General features: G+C 38.2%; 23 protein-coding genes. 16 read left to right on the top strand and 7 right to left on the bottom strand.

Annotated features, from left to right (window positions below):
- The 3 genes from VLB74_RS02255 to VLB74_RS02245 all read left to right on the top strand — a co-directional run.
- Nucleotides 1-1,163: M1 family aminopeptidase (locus VLB74_RS02255; protein WP_325201847.1), on the top strand; the 1,163-nt coding region annotated here is incomplete at its 5' end.
- 104 nt (nt 1,164-1,267) lie between these two features.
- On the top strand, nt 1,268-1,567 hold the full coding sequence (locus tag VLB74_RS02250; protein ID WP_325201846.1) for a twin-arginine translocase TatA/TatE family subunit: 300 nt from the start codon (nt 1,268-1,270) through the stop codon (nt 1,565-1,567).
- Entirely contained in the window at nt 1,567-2,136 is a 570-nt protein-coding gene (locus VLB74_RS02245; protein WP_325201849.1) for a phosphatase PAP2 family protein, read from the top strand. Before VLB74_RS02250 ends, VLB74_RS02245 begins: the two co-directional genes overlap by 1 nt.
- A 92-nt stretch (nt 2,137-2,228) precedes the next feature.
- On the opposite strand, the gene VLB74_RS02240 is transcribed toward VLB74_RS02245, so the two are convergent.
- Together VLB74_RS02240 and VLB74_RS02235 are read right to left on the bottom strand one after the other, a co-directional pair.
- Nucleotides 2,229-2,870 carry an O-methyltransferase gene (locus VLB74_RS02240; protein WP_325201845.1) on the bottom strand — a complete coding sequence of 214 codons (642 nt, stop codon included), beginning with the start codon at nt 2,868-2,870 and terminating at the stop codon, nt 2,229-2,231.
- A complete protein-coding gene (locus VLB74_RS02235; RefSeq protein WP_325201844.1) occupies nt 2,871-3,398 on the bottom strand; it encodes a hypothetical protein in 528 nt (175 codons plus the stop codon). It lies immediately after the preceding gene.
- 71 nt (nt 3,399-3,469) lie between these two features.
- Here VLB74_RS02235 and rlmN point away from each other — a divergent pair, with 71 nt between their 5' ends.
- The gene (rlmN, locus tag VLB74_RS02230) at nt 3,470-4,513 is read left to right on the top strand and encodes a dual-specificity RNA methyltransferase RlmN (protein WP_325201843.1); all 1,044 of its coding nucleotides are present in this window, start codon (nt 3,470-3,472) and stop codon (nt 4,511-4,513) included.
- A gap of 47 nt (nt 4,514-4,560) precedes the next feature.
- Here rlmN and VLB74_RS02225 read toward each other — a convergent pair whose 3' ends face one another.
- A complete protein-coding gene (locus tag VLB74_RS02225; RefSeq protein ID WP_325201842.1) occupies nt 4,561-5,406 on the bottom strand; it encodes a hypothetical protein in 846 nt (281 codons plus the stop codon).
- 172 nt (nt 5,407-5,578) lie between these two features.
- On the opposite strand from VLB74_RS02225, the gene VLB74_RS02220 reads away from it, so the two are divergent.
- The 5 genes from VLB74_RS02220 (at nt 5,579) to dnaG (ending at nt 11,197) form a co-directional block, all read left to right on the top strand.
- The gene (locus tag VLB74_RS02220) at nt 5,579-6,559 is read left to right on the top strand and encodes a polyprenyl synthetase family protein (RefSeq protein ID WP_325201841.1); all 981 of its coding nucleotides are present in this window, start codon (nt 5,579-5,581) and stop codon (nt 6,557-6,559) included.
- A 167-nt stretch (nt 6,560-6,726) separates the two neighbouring features.
- Nucleotides 6,727-7,287, top strand: coding sequence for an RNA polymerase sigma factor (locus VLB74_RS02215; RefSeq protein ID WP_325201840.1), 561 nt, complete (start codon nt 6,727-6,729; stop codon nt 7,285-7,287).
- A complete protein-coding gene (locus tag VLB74_RS02210) occupies nt 7,274-7,942 on the top strand; it encodes a hypothetical protein (protein ID WP_325201839.1) in 669 nt (222 codons plus the stop codon). Before VLB74_RS02215 ends, VLB74_RS02210 begins: the two co-directional genes overlap by 14 nt.
- A gap of 34 nt (nt 7,943-7,976) precedes the next feature.
- The gene (locus VLB74_RS02205) at nt 7,977-9,005 is read left to right on the top strand and encodes an ATP synthase subunit B family protein (protein ID WP_325201838.1); all 1,029 of its coding nucleotides are present in this window, start codon (nt 7,977-7,979) and stop codon (nt 9,003-9,005) included.
- Nucleotides 9,006-9,220: 215 nt separating this feature from the next.
- Nucleotides 9,221-11,197, top strand: coding sequence for a DNA primase (gene dnaG / locus VLB74_RS02200; protein ID WP_325201837.1), 1,977 nt, complete (start codon nt 9,221-9,223; stop codon nt 11,195-11,197).
- Here dnaG and VLB74_RS02195 read toward each other — a convergent pair.
- The gene (locus tag VLB74_RS02195; RefSeq protein ID WP_325201836.1) at nt 11,194-11,823 is read right to left on the bottom strand and encodes a response regulator transcription factor; all 630 of its coding nucleotides are present in this window, start codon (nt 11,821-11,823) and stop codon (nt 11,194-11,196) included. The two genes, dnaG and VLB74_RS02195, sit on opposite strands and share 4 nt — an antisense overlap.
- Before the next feature lie 76 nt (nt 11,824-11,899).
- Nucleotides 11,900-12,721, bottom strand: coding sequence for an NAD(+) synthase (gene nadE, locus VLB74_RS02190; protein WP_325201835.1), 822 nt, complete (start codon nt 12,719-12,721; stop codon nt 11,900-11,902).
- Between the two features lie 85 nt (nt 12,722-12,806).
- Between nadE and gldB the strand changes: the two genes are divergently transcribed.
- Both gldB and gldC read left to right on the top strand, forming a co-directional pair.
- Nucleotides 12,807-13,766, top strand: coding sequence for a gliding motility lipoprotein GldB (gene gldB / locus VLB74_RS02185; RefSeq protein WP_325201834.1), 960 nt, complete (start codon nt 12,807-12,809; stop codon nt 13,764-13,766).
- Nucleotides 13,766-14,101 carry a gliding motility protein GldC gene (gene gldC / locus VLB74_RS02180; protein WP_325201833.1) on the top strand — a complete coding sequence of 112 codons (336 nt, stop codon included), beginning with the start codon at nt 13,766-13,768 and terminating at the stop codon, nt 14,099-14,101. The genes gldB and gldC overlap by 1 nt, the downstream gene beginning before the upstream one ends.
- Nucleotides 14,102-14,126: 25 nt before the next feature.
- Here the strand turns inward: gldC and yihA are convergent, their stop codons facing one another.
- Nucleotides 14,127-14,744 (bottom strand): ribosome biogenesis GTP-binding protein YihA/YsxC, encoded by a 618-nt coding sequence (yihA, locus tag VLB74_RS02175; RefSeq protein ID WP_325201832.1) that lies wholly within the window; start codon nt 14,742-14,744, stop codon nt 14,127-14,129.
- A gap of 47 nt (nt 14,745-14,791) precedes the next feature.
- Nucleotides 14,792-15,547, bottom strand: a complete 756-nt coding sequence (locus VLB74_RS02170) for an alpha/beta fold hydrolase (RefSeq protein WP_325201831.1) — start codon at nt 15,545-15,547, stop codon at nt 14,792-14,794.
- 411 nt (nt 15,548-15,958) lie between these two features.
- On the opposite strand from VLB74_RS02170, the gene mraZ reads away from it, so the two are divergent.
- The 5 genes from mraZ to VLB74_RS02145 all read left to right on the top strand — a co-directional run.
- Complete coding sequence (gene mraZ, locus VLB74_RS02165; RefSeq protein WP_325201830.1) at nt 15,959-16,429, top strand: division/cell wall cluster transcriptional repressor MraZ; 471 nt, start codon at nt 15,959-15,961, stop codon at nt 16,427-16,429.
- Complete coding sequence (gene rsmH, locus VLB74_RS02160; RefSeq protein ID WP_325201848.1) at nt 16,404-17,312, top strand: 16S rRNA (cytosine(1402)-N(4))-methyltransferase RsmH; 909 nt, start codon at nt 16,404-16,406, stop codon at nt 17,310-17,312. The genes mraZ and rsmH overlap by 26 nt, the downstream gene beginning before the upstream one ends.
- Nucleotides 17,313-17,315: 3 nt before the next feature.
- Nucleotides 17,316-17,660, top strand: a complete 345-nt coding sequence (locus VLB74_RS02155) for an FtsL-like putative cell division protein (protein ID WP_325201829.1) — start codon at nt 17,316-17,318, stop codon at nt 17,658-17,660.
- Nucleotides 17,651-19,648, top strand: coding sequence for a penicillin-binding protein (locus VLB74_RS02150; RefSeq protein WP_325201828.1), 1,998 nt, complete (start codon nt 17,651-17,653; stop codon nt 19,646-19,648). Before VLB74_RS02155 ends, VLB74_RS02150 begins: the two co-directional genes overlap by 10 nt.
- Nucleotides 19,645-20,112: Mur ligase domain-containing protein (locus tag VLB74_RS02145; protein WP_325201827.1), on the top strand; the 468-nt coding region annotated here is incomplete at its 3' end. The genes VLB74_RS02150 and VLB74_RS02145, both read left to right, overlap by 4 nt.

Below are 20,112 nucleotides of genomic sequence, written 5' to 3'. Positions count from 1 at the left end.
GTGTCGTGGCTCATACGTTAAAAAGCTATTCAAAATATACGTTCGACTATCCTTATCCGAAAGCGGTTTCTATTTCTGCGGAAGATCAAGGAATGGAATACCCGATGATTTGCTGGAACTACGGTCGTCCGGATGAAAAAGGATACGTGAGCGACCGAATCAAATACGGAATGATGGGTGTAATTATCCATGAAGTAGGACACAATTTCTTCCCAATGATTGTAAACTCCGATGAGCGTCAGTGGACTTGGATGGACGAAGGTTTAAATACGTTTCTCGAATATTTGACAGAACAAAGCTGGGATAAAAATTTCCCTTCCAATCGTGGGCCAGCCGCGAAAATTGTTCCGTATATGAGTGGCGACCAGAAGTTTTTGGAACCTATCATGTCGAATTCGGAGACGATTTACAATTTTGGTGCCAACGGTTATTCAAAACCTGCAACCGGATTGAACATTCTTCGTGAAACGATTATGGGACGTGAATTGTTTGATCATGCTTTCAGAACCTATGCACAGCGTTGGAAATTTAAACACCCTACGCCGGAAGATTTCTTCAGAACAATGGAAGATGCTTCAGCTGTGGATTTGGACTGGTTCTGGAGAGGTTGGTTCTATTCTACCGATTATGTGGATATCGGAATTAAAGAGGTAAAACAGTATTATGTTACCGAAAATCCTTCTAAAGAAGTAAAAGAGCAGTTCAACCGCCGAGGAAGAAAGATAAACAACGGTGAACCAATGGTGTATATGGTGTCTGAAGGATCCGAAGATTTTAAACCGGAATTGAAGAAACCATTAGATGTTCAGGATGTAAAAACATTATCGGAATATATAGGTAAACTAAGCCCTGAAGTCCGAAATGAATTAAAACAGCCAAAGTATTTCTACGAAGTGGAATTCGACAAGCCGGGCGGAATGATGATGCCGGTAATCGTTGAGTTGCGTTTTGAAGACGGGACGACAGAAGACCATCATTTCCCCGTTCAGATCTGGAGAAAGGGGAACGATACGGTAAAACGTGTTTTCGCTACGGATAAACCATTGAAAAAAATCCAACTGGATCCGAAACTGGAAACGGCTGATATAGACGTGACCAATAATGTATGGCCAAAAGAAGAAGCGAAATCAAAATTTGATGAACTTTCCAATGGTGTAAAATAGTTAGAAAAGGCCATCTGAATACGATGGTCTTTTTTGTTTTTAATAACATATACCATTTTAAAACTTTGTAACTTTGTCGCGTTACAACATGTAATTACAAAATTATGTTCGGAGTAGGAGGAGGAGAAATAGTCCTCATTATATTTATAGCTTTGATGTTATTTGGATCCGATAAGATTCCGGATATCGCGCGTACTTTGGGTAAAGGTATGGCACAGCTTAAAAATGCCACAAACGATATCAAAAATGAAATTCAGAAAAGTGCCGAAGCCAATGGGTTGAATGATTTAAATGATCTGAACCCCATGAAACAATTGGATTTAACGTCTGATATTACCAAAGAAATCGATAAAGCCAAAGAAGATATCGAAGATATGACCGGTCCAATTAAAAGACAGCTATAATTTTGGAGAAAATTATTCAGTTAGACAAACAACTTTTCGTTTTCCTGAACGGATTGGGGTCGGAACAATTTGATGGATTTTGGTTGTTGATCACGAAGCAGTTTCATTGGGCTCCCGTTTTTTTATTTGTTTTTTATCTGCTCTATAAAAAGGTAGGCTGGAAACATTTAATGTTGATTCTTGTTTCCATTGCGGTATTAGTTACCTTCAGCGACCAGTTTACCAACCTGGTTAAGAACAATGTACAGCGATTGAGGCCGTGCAATGATTTGGAAATAAAAAACATTATCCGAATCGTAAAAGCAAGCGATACTTTCAGTTATTTTTCAGGACATGCGGCCAATTCCATGGCATCGACCGTTTTTGTGTTTTTGATTTTGAGGAAATATTACAAATACGCTTTTTTACTGTTTCTGTTTCCGTTGATATTTGCCTATAGCCGTATTTACCTGGGCTTGCATTTTCCGTCCGATATTCTTTCCGGATATTTTTCCGGAGTGTTGTTTGGATACGGCTTTTCAAAATTATACCTGATTTTCAGAAAGAAATATTTTCCCGAAAGCATATAAAAAAAATCCTCCTTTAGTCTGTCATTCCGACGAAAGGAGGAATCTCATCTTTTAAAGCCTTTTCAGTTTTAAAGTTTTGTTTGTTCAGCTAATTATACCACTCGGCTCATCGTCAATCCATCGCGAATCGGAAGTAAAACCGTTTCCACTCGTGGGTCTTTTTTTAGTATTTCGTTGTATTCCAATAAAACTTTCGTGCTTTTGTCGTTGGCTTTGACTTCTTCCAACACTTTTCCGCTCCAAAGCACATTGTCGGATAAAATCAATCCGCCTTTGTTCATCATCGGTACAATCACATTGAAATAGTTGATGTAGTTTTCCTTATCGGCATCGATAAAAACCAAATCGAATTTTTTGTTCAGTGTCGGGATGATTTTCAAAGCATCACCTAAATGTTGCTGGATCTGATTACCCCATTGTGATTGATCAAAATATTTTCTTTGAAAATCGTACAGTTCTTCGTTATTGTCGATAGTGTCCAGAGTTCCGTTTTCCGGCAGACCTTCCGCCATACACAAAGCGGCATATCCGGTGTAGGTTCCGATTTCAAGAATGTTTGTCGGACGGATCAACTTCGAAATCATACTTAAAAATCTTCCCTGAAAATGGCCGCTCAACATTCTGGGTTGTAATATTTTCTGGTGGGTTTCCTTATTTAGGCGCGCCAACAGTTCCGGTTCGTTTTCGGAATGTAACGCTACATAATCTTCTAAAGCTTCGGATATAAAGTGCATTTATTTGATGTTTAAATTTTTAAAAAGAGTAAGCAAATAATCAAGATTTTTGGTTTGATCTTCAATAGCAGGGTGGAATATAATTTCAATGACATAGTCATTTTTTATACCTACAATTGTCATAGCATCCATTCTGTTTCTGTTTTCATTAAAAACGTAACAGGTATCATCACTGTAAATTTTTTCAAATGTAGTTTTGTTGACTTTGTATCTGTAGGCTTCAAATTCAGCATCTTTATTTAATAATTCAGCATCTGATATGTTTGTTGTATAAAACTGATCTTCTTTTTTTCTTCGGGCAGCAATTTCGATAAAATCTTTATGTTGGTTTTTTAGTCCTAGGTAATGAGGAGCAGACCTGTTGGTTGTTCTCCAATTGTCATTTAAAGTAATAGTATCGGCTGTAAAGTAACTAATAAACACAGTTTTGTTTATTGCCGAATCGTAATTAATCGCTTTTTTTTTAGTCTGACCAAAGGATTGAAAGTTCATTGACCAAAAGCTGAAAAGGAGTAGTATGTATCTCATTTAGTAAGTTTTCACACAAATTTACAAATTAACCAATAACCAAATCCATTAATTGTAATTAACTTTGCGCCATGCAAATGGAAAAGAAAGATATACGAGCTTTAACCAAAGACCAGTTACGCGATTTTTTTGTGGCGAATGGCGATAAAGCTTTTCGCGGTAATCAGGTATACGAATGGTTATGGCATAAGCGTGTGCATAAGTTTGAGGACATGACAAGTGTTTCCAAACATACTCGTGAAATGTTGGAAGCTAATTTTGTTATCAACCACATCAAGGTAGATACGATGCAGCGCAGTTCGGACGGGACAGTGAAAAATGCGGTTCGTTTGCATGATGATTTGATTGTGGAATCGGTTTTGATTCCGACCGAAACCAGAACGACCGCTTGTGTTTCCAGCCAGGTAGGATGTAGTCTGGATTGTAATTTCTGTGCCACGGCGCGACTGAAAAGAATGCGAAACCTGAATCCCGATGAAATTTACGATCAGGTAGCAGCTATAGACAGTGAAAGCCGATTGTATTATAACCGACCGTTGTCGAATATCGTTTTCATGGGAATGGGGGAACCTTTGATGAATTATCCCAATGTGATGAAGGCAATCGATAAGATTACTTCTCCCGAAGGATTAGGTATGTCCCCAAAACGAATTACGGTTTCCACATCGGGAATTTCGAAAATGATCAAGAAAATGGCTGATGACGAAGTGAAATTCAAACTGGCTGTTTCCCTGCACTCTGCCATTGAGGAAATCCGAAACGAAATCATGCCGTTTACCAAAAATTTCCCGTTGCCTGAATTGAAAGAGGCTCTGGAATACTGGTACAAGAAAACAAAAAGTAAAGTTACTTACGAATACGTGGTTTGGAGAGGAATCAACGATGATAAAAAATCGATTGATGCTTTGGTGAAATTCTGCAAATACGTTCCGTGTAAAGTGAATCTGATAGAATATAACCCGATAGATGATGGTCATTTCCAGCAGGCGTCACAGCATGCCATTGAAGATTATATTATCGCTTTGGAAAAAAATGATATTGTGGTTAAAGTACGCCGAAGCAGAGGAAAAGATATAGATGCTGCCTGTGGGCAGTTAGCAAATAAAGAAGCATAAAAAACGTTCGCCATTACAGCGAACGTTTTTGTTTTTATTACGTTATTTTAATTTCCGAAAGTAAAGCTGGTAGGCGCTCCTCCGTCAATGGAAATGGTTGCCATATTGTCGCAATGTCCGTCTCCGTAATCCAATACTGCCGTATGGTCGTTTCGGTTTATTGTAAGTACTCCGGAAACCAATTTGTATGTACAGCCAATTTCCACTCTCAACGGAGTTGTTATTGTTGAAGTGTAAGAACTGTTTGCTCCTGTAGTATTCCAGTTTCCTGTGATACGATAAACATTATCATGGAAAACCAGCGGCGTATCATATCCTTCGATTAATTCTCTCGTTCTTGTTCCTGTTCTGGAATAGGTATTTCCGTTTGGAAGGGTAATGTCTAAATCCAAATCAATCACAACAACCGGATGCGGAGTAGCAAGGGCGTCAGTTGCCTGAATTGTTCTTGAAAGCGTTTTGGTTCCTTCAACTAAAATATTATTATAGTGGAAATTATTGAAGTTGTAAGTCCAAACATAAGGGGATTGGTGAAAATCGGTGCTTCCGCTAATGATGATTTGTCCTCTTAACATGGCGCCGTTATGGTATTGACAGCCGGTGGTTCCAAAATCGACAACGCTAGTCCAGGTATTTCCGTTTACCGTTGTGGTAACCGTTGCGCAATCAGGTAGGATAGAATGATAATTTTCCCTTCCTGTCGTGTTTTGTACATTCAGCTGATCTTCTGCAATTTCAGAAATATCGTTTGATATGGCGTCTATTTTAGAATTGATGTTAACATCTTCTGTGGTTATTTGAGACGCGTTTCCGGTTTCCTCATCCTTATTACAGCCTATTAAGGAAAGAGCCATGATAAGTACAATGGATTTTAAAAAATTGGTTGTGTTCATAAGGGAAAGTTTGAGTTATAACTAATAGATGCAAATTATGTAAAAAGGTTTAACGAAAAAACACTATTTTTTATTTCATAGAGAATTGTATCTTTGAATGCTATGAAGCGAATTATGATTTACATTTGTTAAAAGATATCGTTTCGTCAGTAAAAAAGCACAATCCTATTAGATGAAAATCGTTGAGCAGATAAAGGAGCCAATCAGCATGGAGATGGAACTTTTCGAACGAAAGTTTCGGGATTCCATGTCTTCTAAAGTGGCGCTTTTAAACAGGATTACGCATTATATCGTTAACAGAAAGGGAAAACAAATGCGTCCGATGTTTGTTTTTCTTACCGCAAAAATGGTTTCCGGCGGAACAGTAAACGAACGTACTTATCGCGGCGCTTCGGTAATTGAGCTGATCCATACTGCAACTTTGGTTCACGATGATGTGGTGGATGACAGCAACCGCCGTCGCGGTTTTTTCTCTGTCAACGCTTTATGGAAAAATAAGATTGCAGTTTTAGTTGGCGATTTTCTCCTTTCGAAAGGGTTGCTGCTTTCAATAGACAATAATGACTTCGACTTACTCAAAATTATCTCCATAGCCGTTAGGGAGATGAGCGAAGGGGAGTTGCTTCAAATTGAAAAAGCACGCCGATTGGATATTACTGAAGATGTTTATTACGAAATCATCCGACAAAAAACCGCAACGTTAATTGCAGCCTGTTGTTCGCTTGGAGCCTGTGCTGTCTATCCTGATGATGATGAGGTGATTGAGCGCATGCGTAAATTCGGTGAACTTATCGGAATGGCATTTCAGATTAAAGATGATTTGTTCGATTATACGGATGACGCGATCGGAAAACCAACCGGAATTGATATCAAGGAACAAAAAATGACTTTGCCGTTAATTTATGCCCTTAACAACTGTTCTTCCAAAGAGAAAAGCTGGGTGATTAATTCCGTAAAAAATCATAATAAAGATAAAAAGCGTGTTCGTGAAGTGATTCAGTTCGTAAAAGATAAAAACGGATTGACCTATGCCGAACAAAAAATGGTGCAATTCCAAAAGGAGGCACTTCAACTCATTGAAGATTTTCCCCACTCTGCCTATAAAGATGCCCTTACATTGATGGTAAATTATGTGATTGAAAGAAAGAAGTAGAGTTTAGTGTTCAGTCGCAGTAATCAGTTTGAAAGACTGCGTGCATGACTGATTAATTTTTTTTCATTTTTTTTCACTGTTGATACAACCATTTTCAAACTTCACTCGTCTATGCTAATAGAAGTCGGTTATTCATTGATTGATCGGGTTTCAAAATACATTTTTGAATGAAAGTAATAGACTTACATCAGGACGAAAAAGAAATCATACAGTTGGCTGTCGAAAACAACCGACACGCTCAACATAAGATTTATTCAAAATACGCTCCGAAGATGTTAAGTGTCTGCCGTCAGTATATAAAAGATGTGCATCAGGCAGAAGACGTGATGATTACTGCTTTCATGAAAGTGTTTTCCAATCTGAAAAATTTCGAACACAAAGGCAGTTTCGAAGGATGGATCCGACGAATTATGGTAAACGAGAGTATTTCCTATTTGAGAGTACAAAAACAGGTAAAGTTTACGGAAGACGAGAATTTTTTTGAGGAACGGTTCAATAATATTGAAAGTCAGTTTTCTGTTGAAGACATTCAGTTTCTGATTGACAGCCTTCCGGATGGGTACCGAATGGTTTTTAACCTTTACGCCATCGAAGGATACAAACATCAGGAAATTGCCGAAATGCTGAACATTAGTGAAGGGACATCAAAATCACAATTGTCACACGCGAGAAAAATGCTCCAAAGTCAAGTGAATAAACTTAAAAATTATGAAAATGGAACCGAATAAAATGGAAGAGGAGTTCAGAAAAAAACTGAATGAAAGGGAGATTCAGCCTTCTGATGCGGCATGGGACCGTCTGGATGCGATGCTTTCGGTAGCCGAAAACAAAAAACCGAAAGGCAATTACAGATGGTTGTACATTGCTGCGGGTTTGGCACTTTTTTTCTCAATAGGGTTGTTTCTGTTCCAACAGGAAAAAGGCAATCCTGAAATTCAGATGAAAAATTCAACGGTTGTGAAATCCAATGGGAATGAGAAAAATTCGCCGGAATCCGATTCAGCAATTAGCAAAGAAATAGTTTCAGATTTTATAAATGAAACTGCAGTTGCCGAAAATAGTTCCGCTTTAAAAACAAAAGCAGCGAAGAATACGACTAAAGAAGAAGTAATCAATACGAATCAGCATATTACAAAAGAAGAGTTTGTCAATGTTACGGTTGAGAAAGAGCAGGAAGTTCAGAAAGTTGCTCCTGAAGCCGAAAAACTTTTAGCCAATGCTGATTTGTCTAAAGAAAAACCACAGGTGAAAGTCAACGCCAATTCGTTGTTGAACTCTGTGGAAGGAGAGTTAAATCATGAATTCAGAGAGACAACCTTACAGCGTTTGAATCGTAATTTTAAAACGGTCAGAACAGCTGTGGCAAACAGAAATTACGAGTAATCAGTCAAAAATCGAACAGTTAAATTTTTAAATTATGCAAAAGATTATCTTTTATGTAGTGGCCACATTGTGCTTTTTTATAAGTAAAGTCACAGCGCAGGAAACCTTCGAACAACGTGCTAAAGAGATTTCCAACAACATCGAAAATATTACCAAAGAAGAGAAAAAAGCTCTGAAAGAGCATGTCGAAGAGGTTAACGAACAGCTTCAAGCCGGTAAAATAACCCAGGATGAAGCGGATAAACGAAAAATTGAATTGGCTACAGAGCATGCCAAGAATATTGAAAGAAGAGTTGCTTACGAACAGGAACAACTAAATATTTTAGTTCAGGAAAGAGTGGACGGAAAATTAAAGGATACCATAAAGATCAAGAAAAAATACACGATTACCTTTCCGGAAAGTAACTACCATAAAAAAACTAAAAGAACCACTTCACAGTTTGTGTTCGCCTTTGGGGTTAACAATTTAGTGACCAATGGGGCTATTGCAAATTCAGATTTCGGATACTGGCGCTCTACCTTTTATGAGTGGGGGATTACCGGTAGAACCCGTTTAGGTCAAGAAGACAGTGCGCTCCATTTTAAATACGGATTCTCTTTTATGTATAATACTTTACACGCTACTGATAATCGTTATTTCGTGGATAAAGGAGAAGAAACGGTGTTGGAGACGTATCCGGTGAACTTAATTGATAACAAAACGTATTTTAAAAATGTGTTTTTTGCAATCCCGCTTCATTTGGAGTTTGATTTTTCAAAGAAAAGAGAAATCGATGGAAAAATGTATCGCAGATCACATGATGGTTTCCGATTTGGTACGGGAGGATTCATCGGGATTAATACCAATTCAAAACAATTCCTGCGTTATGAAGTCGATGGGTATGAAATTAAGGAGAGACAAAAAGGGGATTGGAATGTCAATGAATTTACTTACGGCTTGAGTACTTATGTAGGGTATAGAAACTTAAGTTTGTATGTGAAATATGATTTGCAGCCAATGTTCGAAAATAATGCGGTAGATCAACATAATGCATCATTAGGATTACGTTTTGATTTTAATTAATTTGTTTTAGTTACATACTTTTAAGGCCCTTTCAGAGTTTCGGTTTTGAAAGGGCTTATTGTTTGTAAAACTTTAAAGCTTTGTTTTTATAGTCTGCTATAAAAAAACAAAGTTTAGTTTAGAATTGTTAGGAGTAACCGTTTTTTTCTAAAACTTTGAGCCTTTGTAACTCTGCAACTTTGTATCTTTGAGCCTTCGTAACTTCTTTAAATAATTTGATTTCACAAAATACCATAGAAACCGTATTTGAAACCGCTCGTGTCGAGGAGGTGATTGGTGATTTTGTGCAGTTAAAGCGCGCGGGTAGTAATCTGAAAGGATTGAGTCCGTTTTCCAATGAGAAGTCGCCTTCGTTTATGGTGTCGCCGGTGAAACAAATCTGGAAAGATTTTAGTTCGGGTAAAGGTGGTAATGCAGTTACCTTTCTTATGGAGCATGAGCATTTTTCGTATCCGGAAGCTATTCGTTACCTGGCTAAAAAATACAATATAGAAATCGAAGAAACCGAGCAATCCGATGCTGAAAAGGAAGATGCTAATGAGAAGGAAAGCATGTATCTGGTTTCAGAATTTGCCCAAAAGTATTTTAATAATGTTTTGATGCATACCGATGAAGGGAAGGCTATCGGGTATTCTTATTTCAAAGAGCGCGGATTTACAAAAGACACTATCGAAAAATTCGGTTTAGGGTATTCTCCGGAAACGTGGGACGCATTTACAATGGAGGCACTCGGGAAAGGCTATAAGCTGGAATATCTCGATAAAACCGGACTGACCATCGTAAAAGAAGAAAAACAGTTTGACCGTTTTAAAGGTCGCGTGATGTTTCCTATCCAAAGTATATCGGGACGTGTTTTAGGGTTTGGTGGCCGAATTTTAACCAACGATAAAAAAGCGGCGAAATACCTGAATTCCCCCGAGAGTGAAATATACCACAAAAGCAAAGTCCTCTATGGGATTTTTCATGCCAAACAAGCCATTGCGAAATTGGATAATTGTTTTTTGGTGGAAGGCTATACCGATGTGATTCAGTTGCATCAGGCCGGAATTGAAAATGTCGTGGCTTCGTCCGGGACAGCTTTAACTCCCGATCAGATTCGACTGGTTAATCGACTTACCAAAAATATTACCGTACTTTTTGACGGTGATGCAGCTGGTCTTCGTGCTTCTATCCGAGGAATCGATCTAATTCTGGAAGAAGGAATGAATGTGAAAGTTTGCACTTTTCCCGAAGGCGATGATCCGGACAGTTTTGCCAGAAAAACCCCTTATGATGATCTCGTGGCTTATCTGAACGACAATGCGATGGACTTTATTCAGTTCAAGGCTTCGTTGTTGATGAAAGAAACGAAAAATGATCCAATCAAAAAGGCGGAACTCATCAGGGATATGGTGATTAGTATTTCCAAAATCCCGGATAAGATTAAACGTGAAATCTACATTCAGGAATGTTCCCGCATCATGGATATTTCCGAGGACGTGTTGTTTAATACGCTTGCGCAGCTCGTTCAAAAGGATATTCAGGAAGTTGGAAAGAAACAGAAAGCGGAACAGAAAGCTTTTGAAGTGGTGAAAAGTACTCCGGAAATGACTTCTTCGGCGGTGGATGTTCAATATGAACTGGAACGGAAAATAATTGAGATTTTACTTTTGTACGGAACTGCTGAAGAAGAATTTGAAGATGTGTTACTCAAAACGAATGAAGAAGGAGAGGTCGTTGAGGTAAAAGAGATGAATTCTCACAAGGTTTATCAACGGGTTTATCTCAGCTTGCAGGAAGATGAGGTAGAGCTGGCAAACCCTCTGTTTCGTCAAATTTACAACGGTTTAGTGAATTATTTTCACCAAAATGAAACTTTCGAACTTGAGCAATATCTGATGCGTCTTGAACCGGAACTGGCCCAGGAAGTAACTCATATTTTGATGGAAGAGGAGCGGGAAGTGTTGCATAATTGGGATGCGCAACAAATTGTTGTAAAACAAAAAAACCAAACGATAAGCCAATATGTTTCTGAAACGATATTGACTTTACGTTGGTTTTTAGTTGATAAGATTATTAGCGAATTAAAGAACAGCATTTCAAACGAGCCCGAAGCAGACAATTCCGAAATTTTGTCATCCGCTATAGATTATTATACACTGATTAACTCATTTTCATCCAAGTTAGGTAGAGTTCTTTCCCGATACAGTTAAACGATTTCAAGTGTTTTTGCTTTATTAACTAAATCAACCAAATTTGTGACATGTAGTTTAGTTAACAGGCGTAGCTTATAAGTACTGATGGTTTTTTCGTTGAGAGTAAGCAATTTTGCAATCTCTTTGTTTTTCTTTCCATCACTTAAATAACGTAAAACTTCAATCTCTCGGGAAGACAATTTTCTATACAAACGATCCGATTTTTTACCCTTATTAAGCAAGGCAAGATTCTTTTTCACTGCATCACTAAAGATAACGGCTCCTTCGTTTACTTTTTTAATAGCGCTTTCTAGTTCTTCTAGTTTAGAGTTTTTATGAATATAAGCAGATACACCCGCTTTTAAAGCATTTGGTGCGTAAATTTGTTCTCCTAAATTAGTGAAAACCACAACTTTAGTGTCAGAATAATCTCTTATTAGAGACTTAACCAAATTGATACTTGACAGCCCTTCCAATTCCAAATCAAGAATCACGACATCCATAGATTTTTTCTTTAGCACTTCGTCCAAGTCGTCCAAATTGCTAACGACACCTACAAGACTGATATCCGCATTGTCTTTAAAATAGGCTTTCACCCCAAACTGTACGACAGGATGATTGTCGGCTAAACACACTTTTATCATTTCATCAAATATTAATAGTAATTATCTTGTAAAGATACAAAAAATATATAATCTACTGATAATCAATGAAGGAAATTTATTTCAATTCATTTGGGACCAAACATACAGGAATCTTTGTCATTTTATGTTGGTTTGTTATATTTAGTCGTGAGAATATTCTGAAAACCTCTTTTTCACGTCCTTCAAAGTCGTTTTCGGTCTTTCCATCCGCCATTGCCTGCATGGCAATTTCAAGTTCATCATAGGTGGCGCCTAACTGATCTTCGTCACTTCTGTCGGTCTCCTGATCCGCATCCGTAAACAAACCGTCCGTAGGTTTTGCAATTAAAATGCTTTCCGGAACCTGTAAGTAAGCAGAGAGTTTTCTGACTTCACTTTTTAACAAATCTGCAATCGGACTGATGTCTACTCCTCCGTCACCGTATTTTGTAAAGAAACCAACGCCAAAATCTTCTACTTTGTTTCCTGTCCCTGCCACAAGAGCACTGTGTAGACCTGCGAAATAATAAAGTGTAGTCATGCGAAGGCGCGCTCGTGTGTTGGCTAAAGTTAAATGTAACAAGGTTTCGTTTTCGGATGTCGGAACCTCTGTTCTGAATTCTTCGAATACAGGTGTCAGATCGGCTACAGCATTCGAAACATTCGGAAATCTCTTTTTTAATTGCTCAATGTGTTCTTTTCCCCTGGAAACCTGGGTAGGGTGTTGGTGGATTGGCATTTCTACACATAAAGTAGGAAATCCGGTTTGGGCGCAAAGTGTTGAGGTCAGTGCGGAATCGATTCCGCCAGAAATGCCAACAACAAAACCTTTTACTTTTGCGTTTGTAGCATAATCGTGTAACCATTTAACGATTAGTGTATTGATTTTATCGGCCTGAAAAGTGTCTGTTGTCATCATAATTATTTATGAAAATTTTTTAAAACTGTGGCGTATATTTGCGCCGAATTTATTTGCTATAAAAGTATAAATTTTGACAAAAACTATGAAAAAGTATTTATTGCTTGTTGCTCTTGTTGCTTTTGCTGTTTCTTGTAAAAAAGAGAGTAAAGTGACTGAAGCTGTGGAAGCCATACCGGTAAAGGTTAAAATCGAACGTTTTGACAGACTTTTCTATGAGTCGAATCCGGAAGAATTGGCGCAATTGAAAAATAAGTACCCTTTTTTCTTCCCGGCCGGTAATCCGGATTCCGTTTGGATTAACAAAATGAAAAATCCGTTATTACGCGAATTGTATGGTGAGGTAAAAAAGAAATACCCGAACGATTCCGCTTTTGAAAATGATCTGGAAGAGCTGTTCAAGCACATTCAATATTATTACCCAAATCAAAAAACGCCAAAAGTGATTACTTTGATTTCTGAAGTTGACAGGGAGGCTAAAGCTATTTATGCCGACAGTCTTGTGTTACTTTCATTAGATACCTACCTGGGAAAAGATCACCGTTTTTATGAAGGGTTTCCGAAATATATGCGTCAGGGATTTGAGTCTTCGCAAATGATGCCGGATCTGGTAAGCAGTTTTGCAATCGGAAAAATAGCGCAACCTACAGACAGAACGCTTCTTTCCCAGATGATTTACTTCGGAAAGGAATTGTATCTTAAAGACATGTTGCTTCCGGATGCGCCAGATGCTGCCAAGATTGAATATACGGAAGACCAGATAAAATGGTGTAAGGAAAACGAAAGCGAAATGTGGAAATACTTCATCAACAATAAATTATTGTACGATACTGATACCAAGTTGATGCAGCGTTTTGTGGCAATCGGTCCTTATTCGAAATTCTATTTAGAGATCGATAATGAATCGCCTGGACGAGTGGGACAATGGCTTGGATGGCAAATCGTGCGTTCGTATATGGAAAATAACGAGGTGACTCTGCAAAAAATGCTGGCTATGGATGCCAAAGAACTATTTGATAATTCAAAATACAAACCAAAGAAATAATGGCAAAGACTTTAACTTCCGAAATTAAACTAACTGTAGAATTAGATGAAAACCGCGTTCCGGAGAAAATAAAATGGACTGCACAGGATGGTGGTGTAAATGAAGAAGAGGCAAAAGCGATGTTGCTGTCCATATGGGATAGTAAGGTACAGGAAACTTTACGTATCGATCTGTGGACAAAAGACATGCCGGTGGATGAGATGAAAGTTTTTTTTCATCAGACATTAGTGGCTATGGCAGATACTTTTCACCGTGCTACCGAAGATGAGAAAATGACAGCAACCATGAGGGATTTTTGTGATTACTTCGCTGAAAAAATGGAGTTGAAGAAATAAAAAAAGCGGTCATTTGACCGCTTTTTTATAAATTATTACTCTTAAATATTTCGTCATTCACCCCGTCAATAAATTCCAAAAGCGGTTCTCTTCCGGTTTCTTCTGTGGATGAAGTAACAAAATACTGTGGCATTTCTTCCCAGTTGTTAGCCAAAAGCGCTTTTCGGTAAGCAGCTATGTGTTGGTCTATTTTGCCGCGGCTTATTTTGTCGGCTTTCGTGAAAATAATGCAAAAAGGGACTTCAGTTTCGCCTAAATAAGTGATGAATTCCAAATCTATTTTCTGGGCTTCGTGACGAATATCGACTAATACGAAAGCACAAACCAACTGTTCTCTGGTTTCAAAATAATCGGTGATGAATTTTTGAAAAACCTCTTTAGTCTTTTTGGAAACTCTTGCATATCCGTAACCAGGCAAATCGACTAAAAACCAATTGCTGTTTATTTTGAAATGGTTGATCAATTGCGTCTTTCCTGGTCTTCCCGATGTTTTTGCGAGATTCTTATGGTTGGTCAGCATGTTGATAAGCGACGATTTTCCAACATTGGAGCGGCCAATAAAAGCATATTCCGGAAGGGGTTCTTTCGGACATTTGCTTACTTCAGAGTTGCTGATTACGAATTCGGCGGTATTGATTTTCATAGTTTCTTAAATTTAAAAAGTTACAGTTGCCTGTAACTTTTCATGTATTATAAATTCGATTTTTTAAGCCAGCTCAACATAATTTTGTTGAATTCGTCCGGATGTTCCATCATGGCAGCGTGACCACATTTGTCAATCCAGTATAAATCGGAGTTTGGTAATAATCTGTCAAAATCTTCTGCAACATTAGGAGGGGTTACAATGTCGTTTTTTCCCCAAATGATACAGGTTGGCGTTGTCATTTTTGGTAAATCTTTTGCCATGTTATGACGAATGGCGCTTTTGGCGATAGTGAGTGTTTTAATCAGTTTGATTCTGTCATTTACCGTTGCATAAACATCGTCAACAATTTCCTTGGTAGCAACCTTTGGATCGTAGAAAACGTCTTCTGCTTTTTTTCGGATGTATTCGTAATCGCCTCGTTTCGGATAACTTTCGCCCATCGCACTTTCGTATAATCCTGAACTTCCGGTTATCACTAAACCGGCCATTTTTTCGGGATACATTTTGGTGTGGTACAAAGCGATATGTCCGCCAAGGGAATTTCCAAGTAAAATTACTTTGTCAAATCCTTTATAGGTGATGAAGTCTTTTACGAATCTCGAAAAAGCCTTCACATTTGTTTTTAAAATGTTATTGGTGTAAAGTGGTAATTCCGGAATTACAACTTTGTAACCGTGTTGTGGGAAGAAATTCGCAACGCCTTCAAAGTTGCTTAAACCTCCCATGAGTCCGTGTAAAATAATGATAGGCGTGCCTTCTCCAGCTTCAAAATATCTGTATTTGCCTTCTTTTTTCAACATGTTTTTTTGGTGTATAATTATCCAATATCAATAAGAGGCAAATATATGATTTTCTCCACAAATAGGAAGTTTTCGAAATGAAAATCGAAAACACTTTCTTATTAAAACTGAAATCGGGCTTAATGGGTTAGTAATCAATAAATTTCATAATTGATTTCGTGAAAAAATGAATCCAATATGATTTTTTCAAATCAATAAAAAACATCATCAAAACAAGATGTTTTTTGAATATTTTCCGAGGATTCTTTTAAAATCTTAAATTATCGCTAAATATTAAGAATGAGGGATTTAACATATTTTCTTACGTATGGAAGCCGAGGTGGGAAAACTTATCAACAAAGTGGTAGTTTGTGGTAAAAAGTGGTAAAAAATATATACTTTTGCTATAAATCATTTTAAATACGATTTCAGTTGACGAACTTAATCGGGACATACGAGTGTAAAATTGATGCAAAAGGAAGGCTGATGGTGCCTGCGCCTTTGAAGAAGCAATTGCCTTCTTTGGAGAGTGGTTTTGTATTGAAACGCTCGATTTTTGAAAAGTGCGTGGAACTATGGCCGAAATCGGAATGGGATAAAATGATGGTGAAAATCGACGGTCTGAACAGATTCGTAAAAAAGAACAACGATTTTATCCGCAAGTTTATGGCAGGTGTAAAAATGGTTGAGGTGGATGATGCGGGACGACTTCTGATTACAAAAGATTTGATTGATTTTGCCGGAATTTCCAAAGATTTGGTGCTGACTTCAAATGTAAATATCATTGAAATCTGGGATAAGGATTTGTACGAGCAGTCTATTTCCGGAGATGATATGGATTTTGCGGCTTTGGCTGAAGATGTAATGGGGAACTTAAATAACGATGACAATGGAGTATCATAATCCTGTTTTGCTGAAAGAAACGGTGGATGGTTTGGATATCAAGCCGGATGGAATTTATGTGGATGTGACTTTCGGCGGTGGCGGACATTCCAGAGAAATTATGCGTCGTTTAGGTCCGAACGGAAGATTGTTTGCTTTTGATCAGGATACGGATGCTTTGGCGAATGCTATCGATGATGAGCGTTTTACTTTAATCAATGAAAATTTTCGTTTCATAAAGAGGTTTCTTCGTTTTCACGGCGTGCGTGAGGTTGACGGGATTTTGGGTGATTTAGGCGTTTCTTCACATCAGTTTGACGTTCCGGAACGTGGTTTTTCAACCCGATTTGAAGGGGAGCTGGATATGAGGATGAATCAAAAAGATGCGGTTAGCGCTTACAATGTGGTAAATGAGTATGCTGAAGCTGATTTGCGCAGAATATTTGCCGACTATGGTGAATTGACAACCGCAAAAGGACTTGCAAACGCCATTGTTCAGGCCAGGGAATCACATCCGATAAAAAATACAGAACAATTAAAGCAGGTGTTGAGCCGATTTTTACCGGCACACAAAAGCAATAAGATTTTAGCACAGATTTATCAGGCAATCCGAATCGAAGTGAACCAGGAAATGGAAGTGCTGAAAGAATTTTTGGAGCAGTCGCTTGAGGTTTTGAAACCCGGTGGAAGATTGAGTGTGATATCCTATCATTCACTTGAAGATCGATTGGTAAAGCGTTTTATGAAAAACGGCATGTTTGAAGGCGAACCGGAACGCGATTTCTTCGGAAGATTTGAAGTTCCGTTCAAATTGATAGGGAAAATGATTGTGCCTTCCGATGAGGAAATCAAAATAAACAGCCGCGCTAGAAGTGCCAAATTGCGAATAGCAGAAAAGAAATAAGAGATGAAGGGCGGAGTATACAGTTTACTGAAAGCAAAATTTCTGATCGACGACGATGCGTTAAAAAACTGGAAGTTTATCGTATTCCTGATTTTGCTGGCCATGATAATGATTGGGAATGCTCACCGTTATGAGCAAAAAAATTACAGAATAACCGAGTTGACCAACGAAGTGAAAGAGTTACGATCGGAGTTTGTAGATAGGCGATCAGAGCTGATGGAACTCAAAATGGAATCGACGATTTCAACCCAGATGGAACCACACGGAATATTACCGTCTTCGGTTCCGCCAAAGAAAATTAAAGTGAAAGAAGAAGAAAGCAGTATTCTTAAAAAGATATGGCAGTAGAAAATAAAAATATTTCGTACAGAATTTATTTGGTAGCCTTCATGATCTTCATGATGGCTATTTTCGTTGCTGTAAAACTGACCAACATTCAGTGGGTAGAAGGTGATTATTACAGAAAATTAGCCAAAGAAAGAACGGTGAAAAATTTTGTAATCCCGGCTAATAAAGGGAATGTTTATTCTGCCGACGGAAGTTTACTGGCTACTTCTATCCCCAATTACACCATCCGTTTTGATGCGATGGCACCAAAAAAAGAGCATTTTGATGATAATGTAAAAGCATTATCGGATTCGCTTTCGGTAATGTTAGGCAAACCGTCCGGTTTTTATCAACATGAATTGCGAAAAGCCCGTTCGAACAAAAACCGTTATTATTTGGTAGCCAGAAAATTGAGCTATACCGAGTACATGCGAATAAAAAGTTTCCCGCTTTTCAATTTGGGCGCTTATAAAGGAGGAGTTATTACGGAGCAAAAAACCGTTCGTGAGCATCCAATCGGAAAAATTGCTGAAAGAACTATTGGTTATGAGCGTTTTGATGAAACCGGTAAAGAAACCCGTGTTGGTATTGAAGGAGCATTCGGTGAATATATAAATGGTAAAGATGGTAAACGTCTGATGCAGAAAATAGCTAAAAACCAGTGGAAGCCCATCAGTGATAATAATGAGATTGAGCCTCGTGACGGATATGATATCATTTCGACCATCGATGTTTATATTCAGGATATTGCGCATCACGCCTTGTTGAAACAATTGGAATATTATCAGGCAGATCACGGCTGCGTGGTGGTAATGGAAACGAAAACAGGTGAAGTAAAAGCTATTTCTAATTTAGGACGTGCGGAAAGCGGATCGTATTACGAAACTATTAATTATGCTGTGGCCGAATCGCACGAACCGGGTTCTACTTTCAAACTGGTGGATCTGATTGCTTTGTTGGACGATGAAAAAGTAGATACGAGTAAAGTATATGATTCCAAAGGCGGTGACATAACTTATAGAGGCAGACACGTTCGTGATTCTCATAAAGGAGGTTATGGGAAAATTTCCTTGGCAAGAGGATTTGAAGTGTCATCCAATACGGTTATGGTGCAGGCTGTTTACGAAAATTATAAGGATAATCCGGAAGAATTCGTGAACCGTTTAAATGGTTTAGGCCTAAACAAACCTTTGGGATTGCCATTTAAAGGAGAAGGAAAACCAAGAATTCCACAGCCGAGTGAGAAAAGCTGGTCAGCGATTTCACTTCCGTGGATGGCATTCGGTTATGGAGTTTCCATGACGCCTTTGCAGACGCTGACTTTGTATAATGCGGTTGCCAATAATGGTGAAATGGTGAAGCCAAAATTCGTTCGTGAAATCAAAGAATGGAATAAAGTCATCAAGAAATTCGATAAAGAAGTAATCAATCCAAAGATTTGTTCGGATGAAGCTTTGGCAAAAATCAAAGCGGTTTTGGGCAATGTGGTAAAAAAAGGAACGGGTTCAAAATTATATTCTAAAGATTTCTCCATGGCCGGAAAAACGGGAACGGCGCAAGTAGATTATCATAAAGGCGATGGTGAAATGTATTATGCTTCTTCGTTTGTTGGGTTTTTCCCTGCCGATGAGCCAAAGTACTCCTGCGTGGTGGTAGTGCACAAACCTAATGTGGCAGCAGGATATTACGGAGCGGATGTGGCTGGGCCTGTTTTCAAAAGAATTGCACAAAAAATTTTCACCGATGTGCCTTCCACAAATGAAATCAAAACGCTGAATGTGAAAATTACACATCAGGAAAAAAATTATGCAGAGTATTACAATAAAGCACAGAAAAAAGAGAACATAGTTCCGAATGTAAAAGGAATGACGGGTATGGATGCGATTGCTCTACTGGAAAACTTCGGAATGAAAGTAAAAGTAAAAGGTAGTGGAAAAGTAAAACAACAATCCATTCAGCCAGGGCAACGATTCAATAAAAATCAAATCATAACCATAGAATTATCGTGATGATTTTAAAAGACATATTATATAAAGTAGCCATTGAAGCCGTAAAAGGTTCAACGGATATCGAGGTGAATAAAATCGAATTCGACTCGAGAAAAATCGTTGCCGATGACATTTTTGTCGCCATAAAGGGAACAATTTCCGATGGGCATGATTTTATTGAAAAAGCAATCAATCTTGGTGCGACCGTAATTGTTTGTGAAACATTCCCGAGTTTAATCATTGATGGGATCACTTACGTTCAGGTTGAAGATACAAGTAGTGCGTTGGCTTTTATGGCCGCTAATTTTTATGGGAATCCTTCATCAAACCTTAAACTGGTTGGCGTTACAGGAACCAATGGAAAGACAACGATTGCATCATTATTGTTTCAGTTGTTTAAAAAAGCAGGATATAAGGTTGGTCTGCTTTCGACAGTAAAAATCCTTGTGGATGATATCGAGTATAAAGCTACACATACGACACCG

Source organism: Flavobacterium sp., assembly GCF_035456225.1.
In the GTDB taxonomy this organism is placed as follows: Bacteria; Bacteroidota; Bacteroidia; order Flavobacteriales; family Flavobacteriaceae; genus Flavobacterium.
Note: the sequence above shows the minus strand (reverse complement) of the source record. Positions and strands in the feature narration are given on the sequence as shown.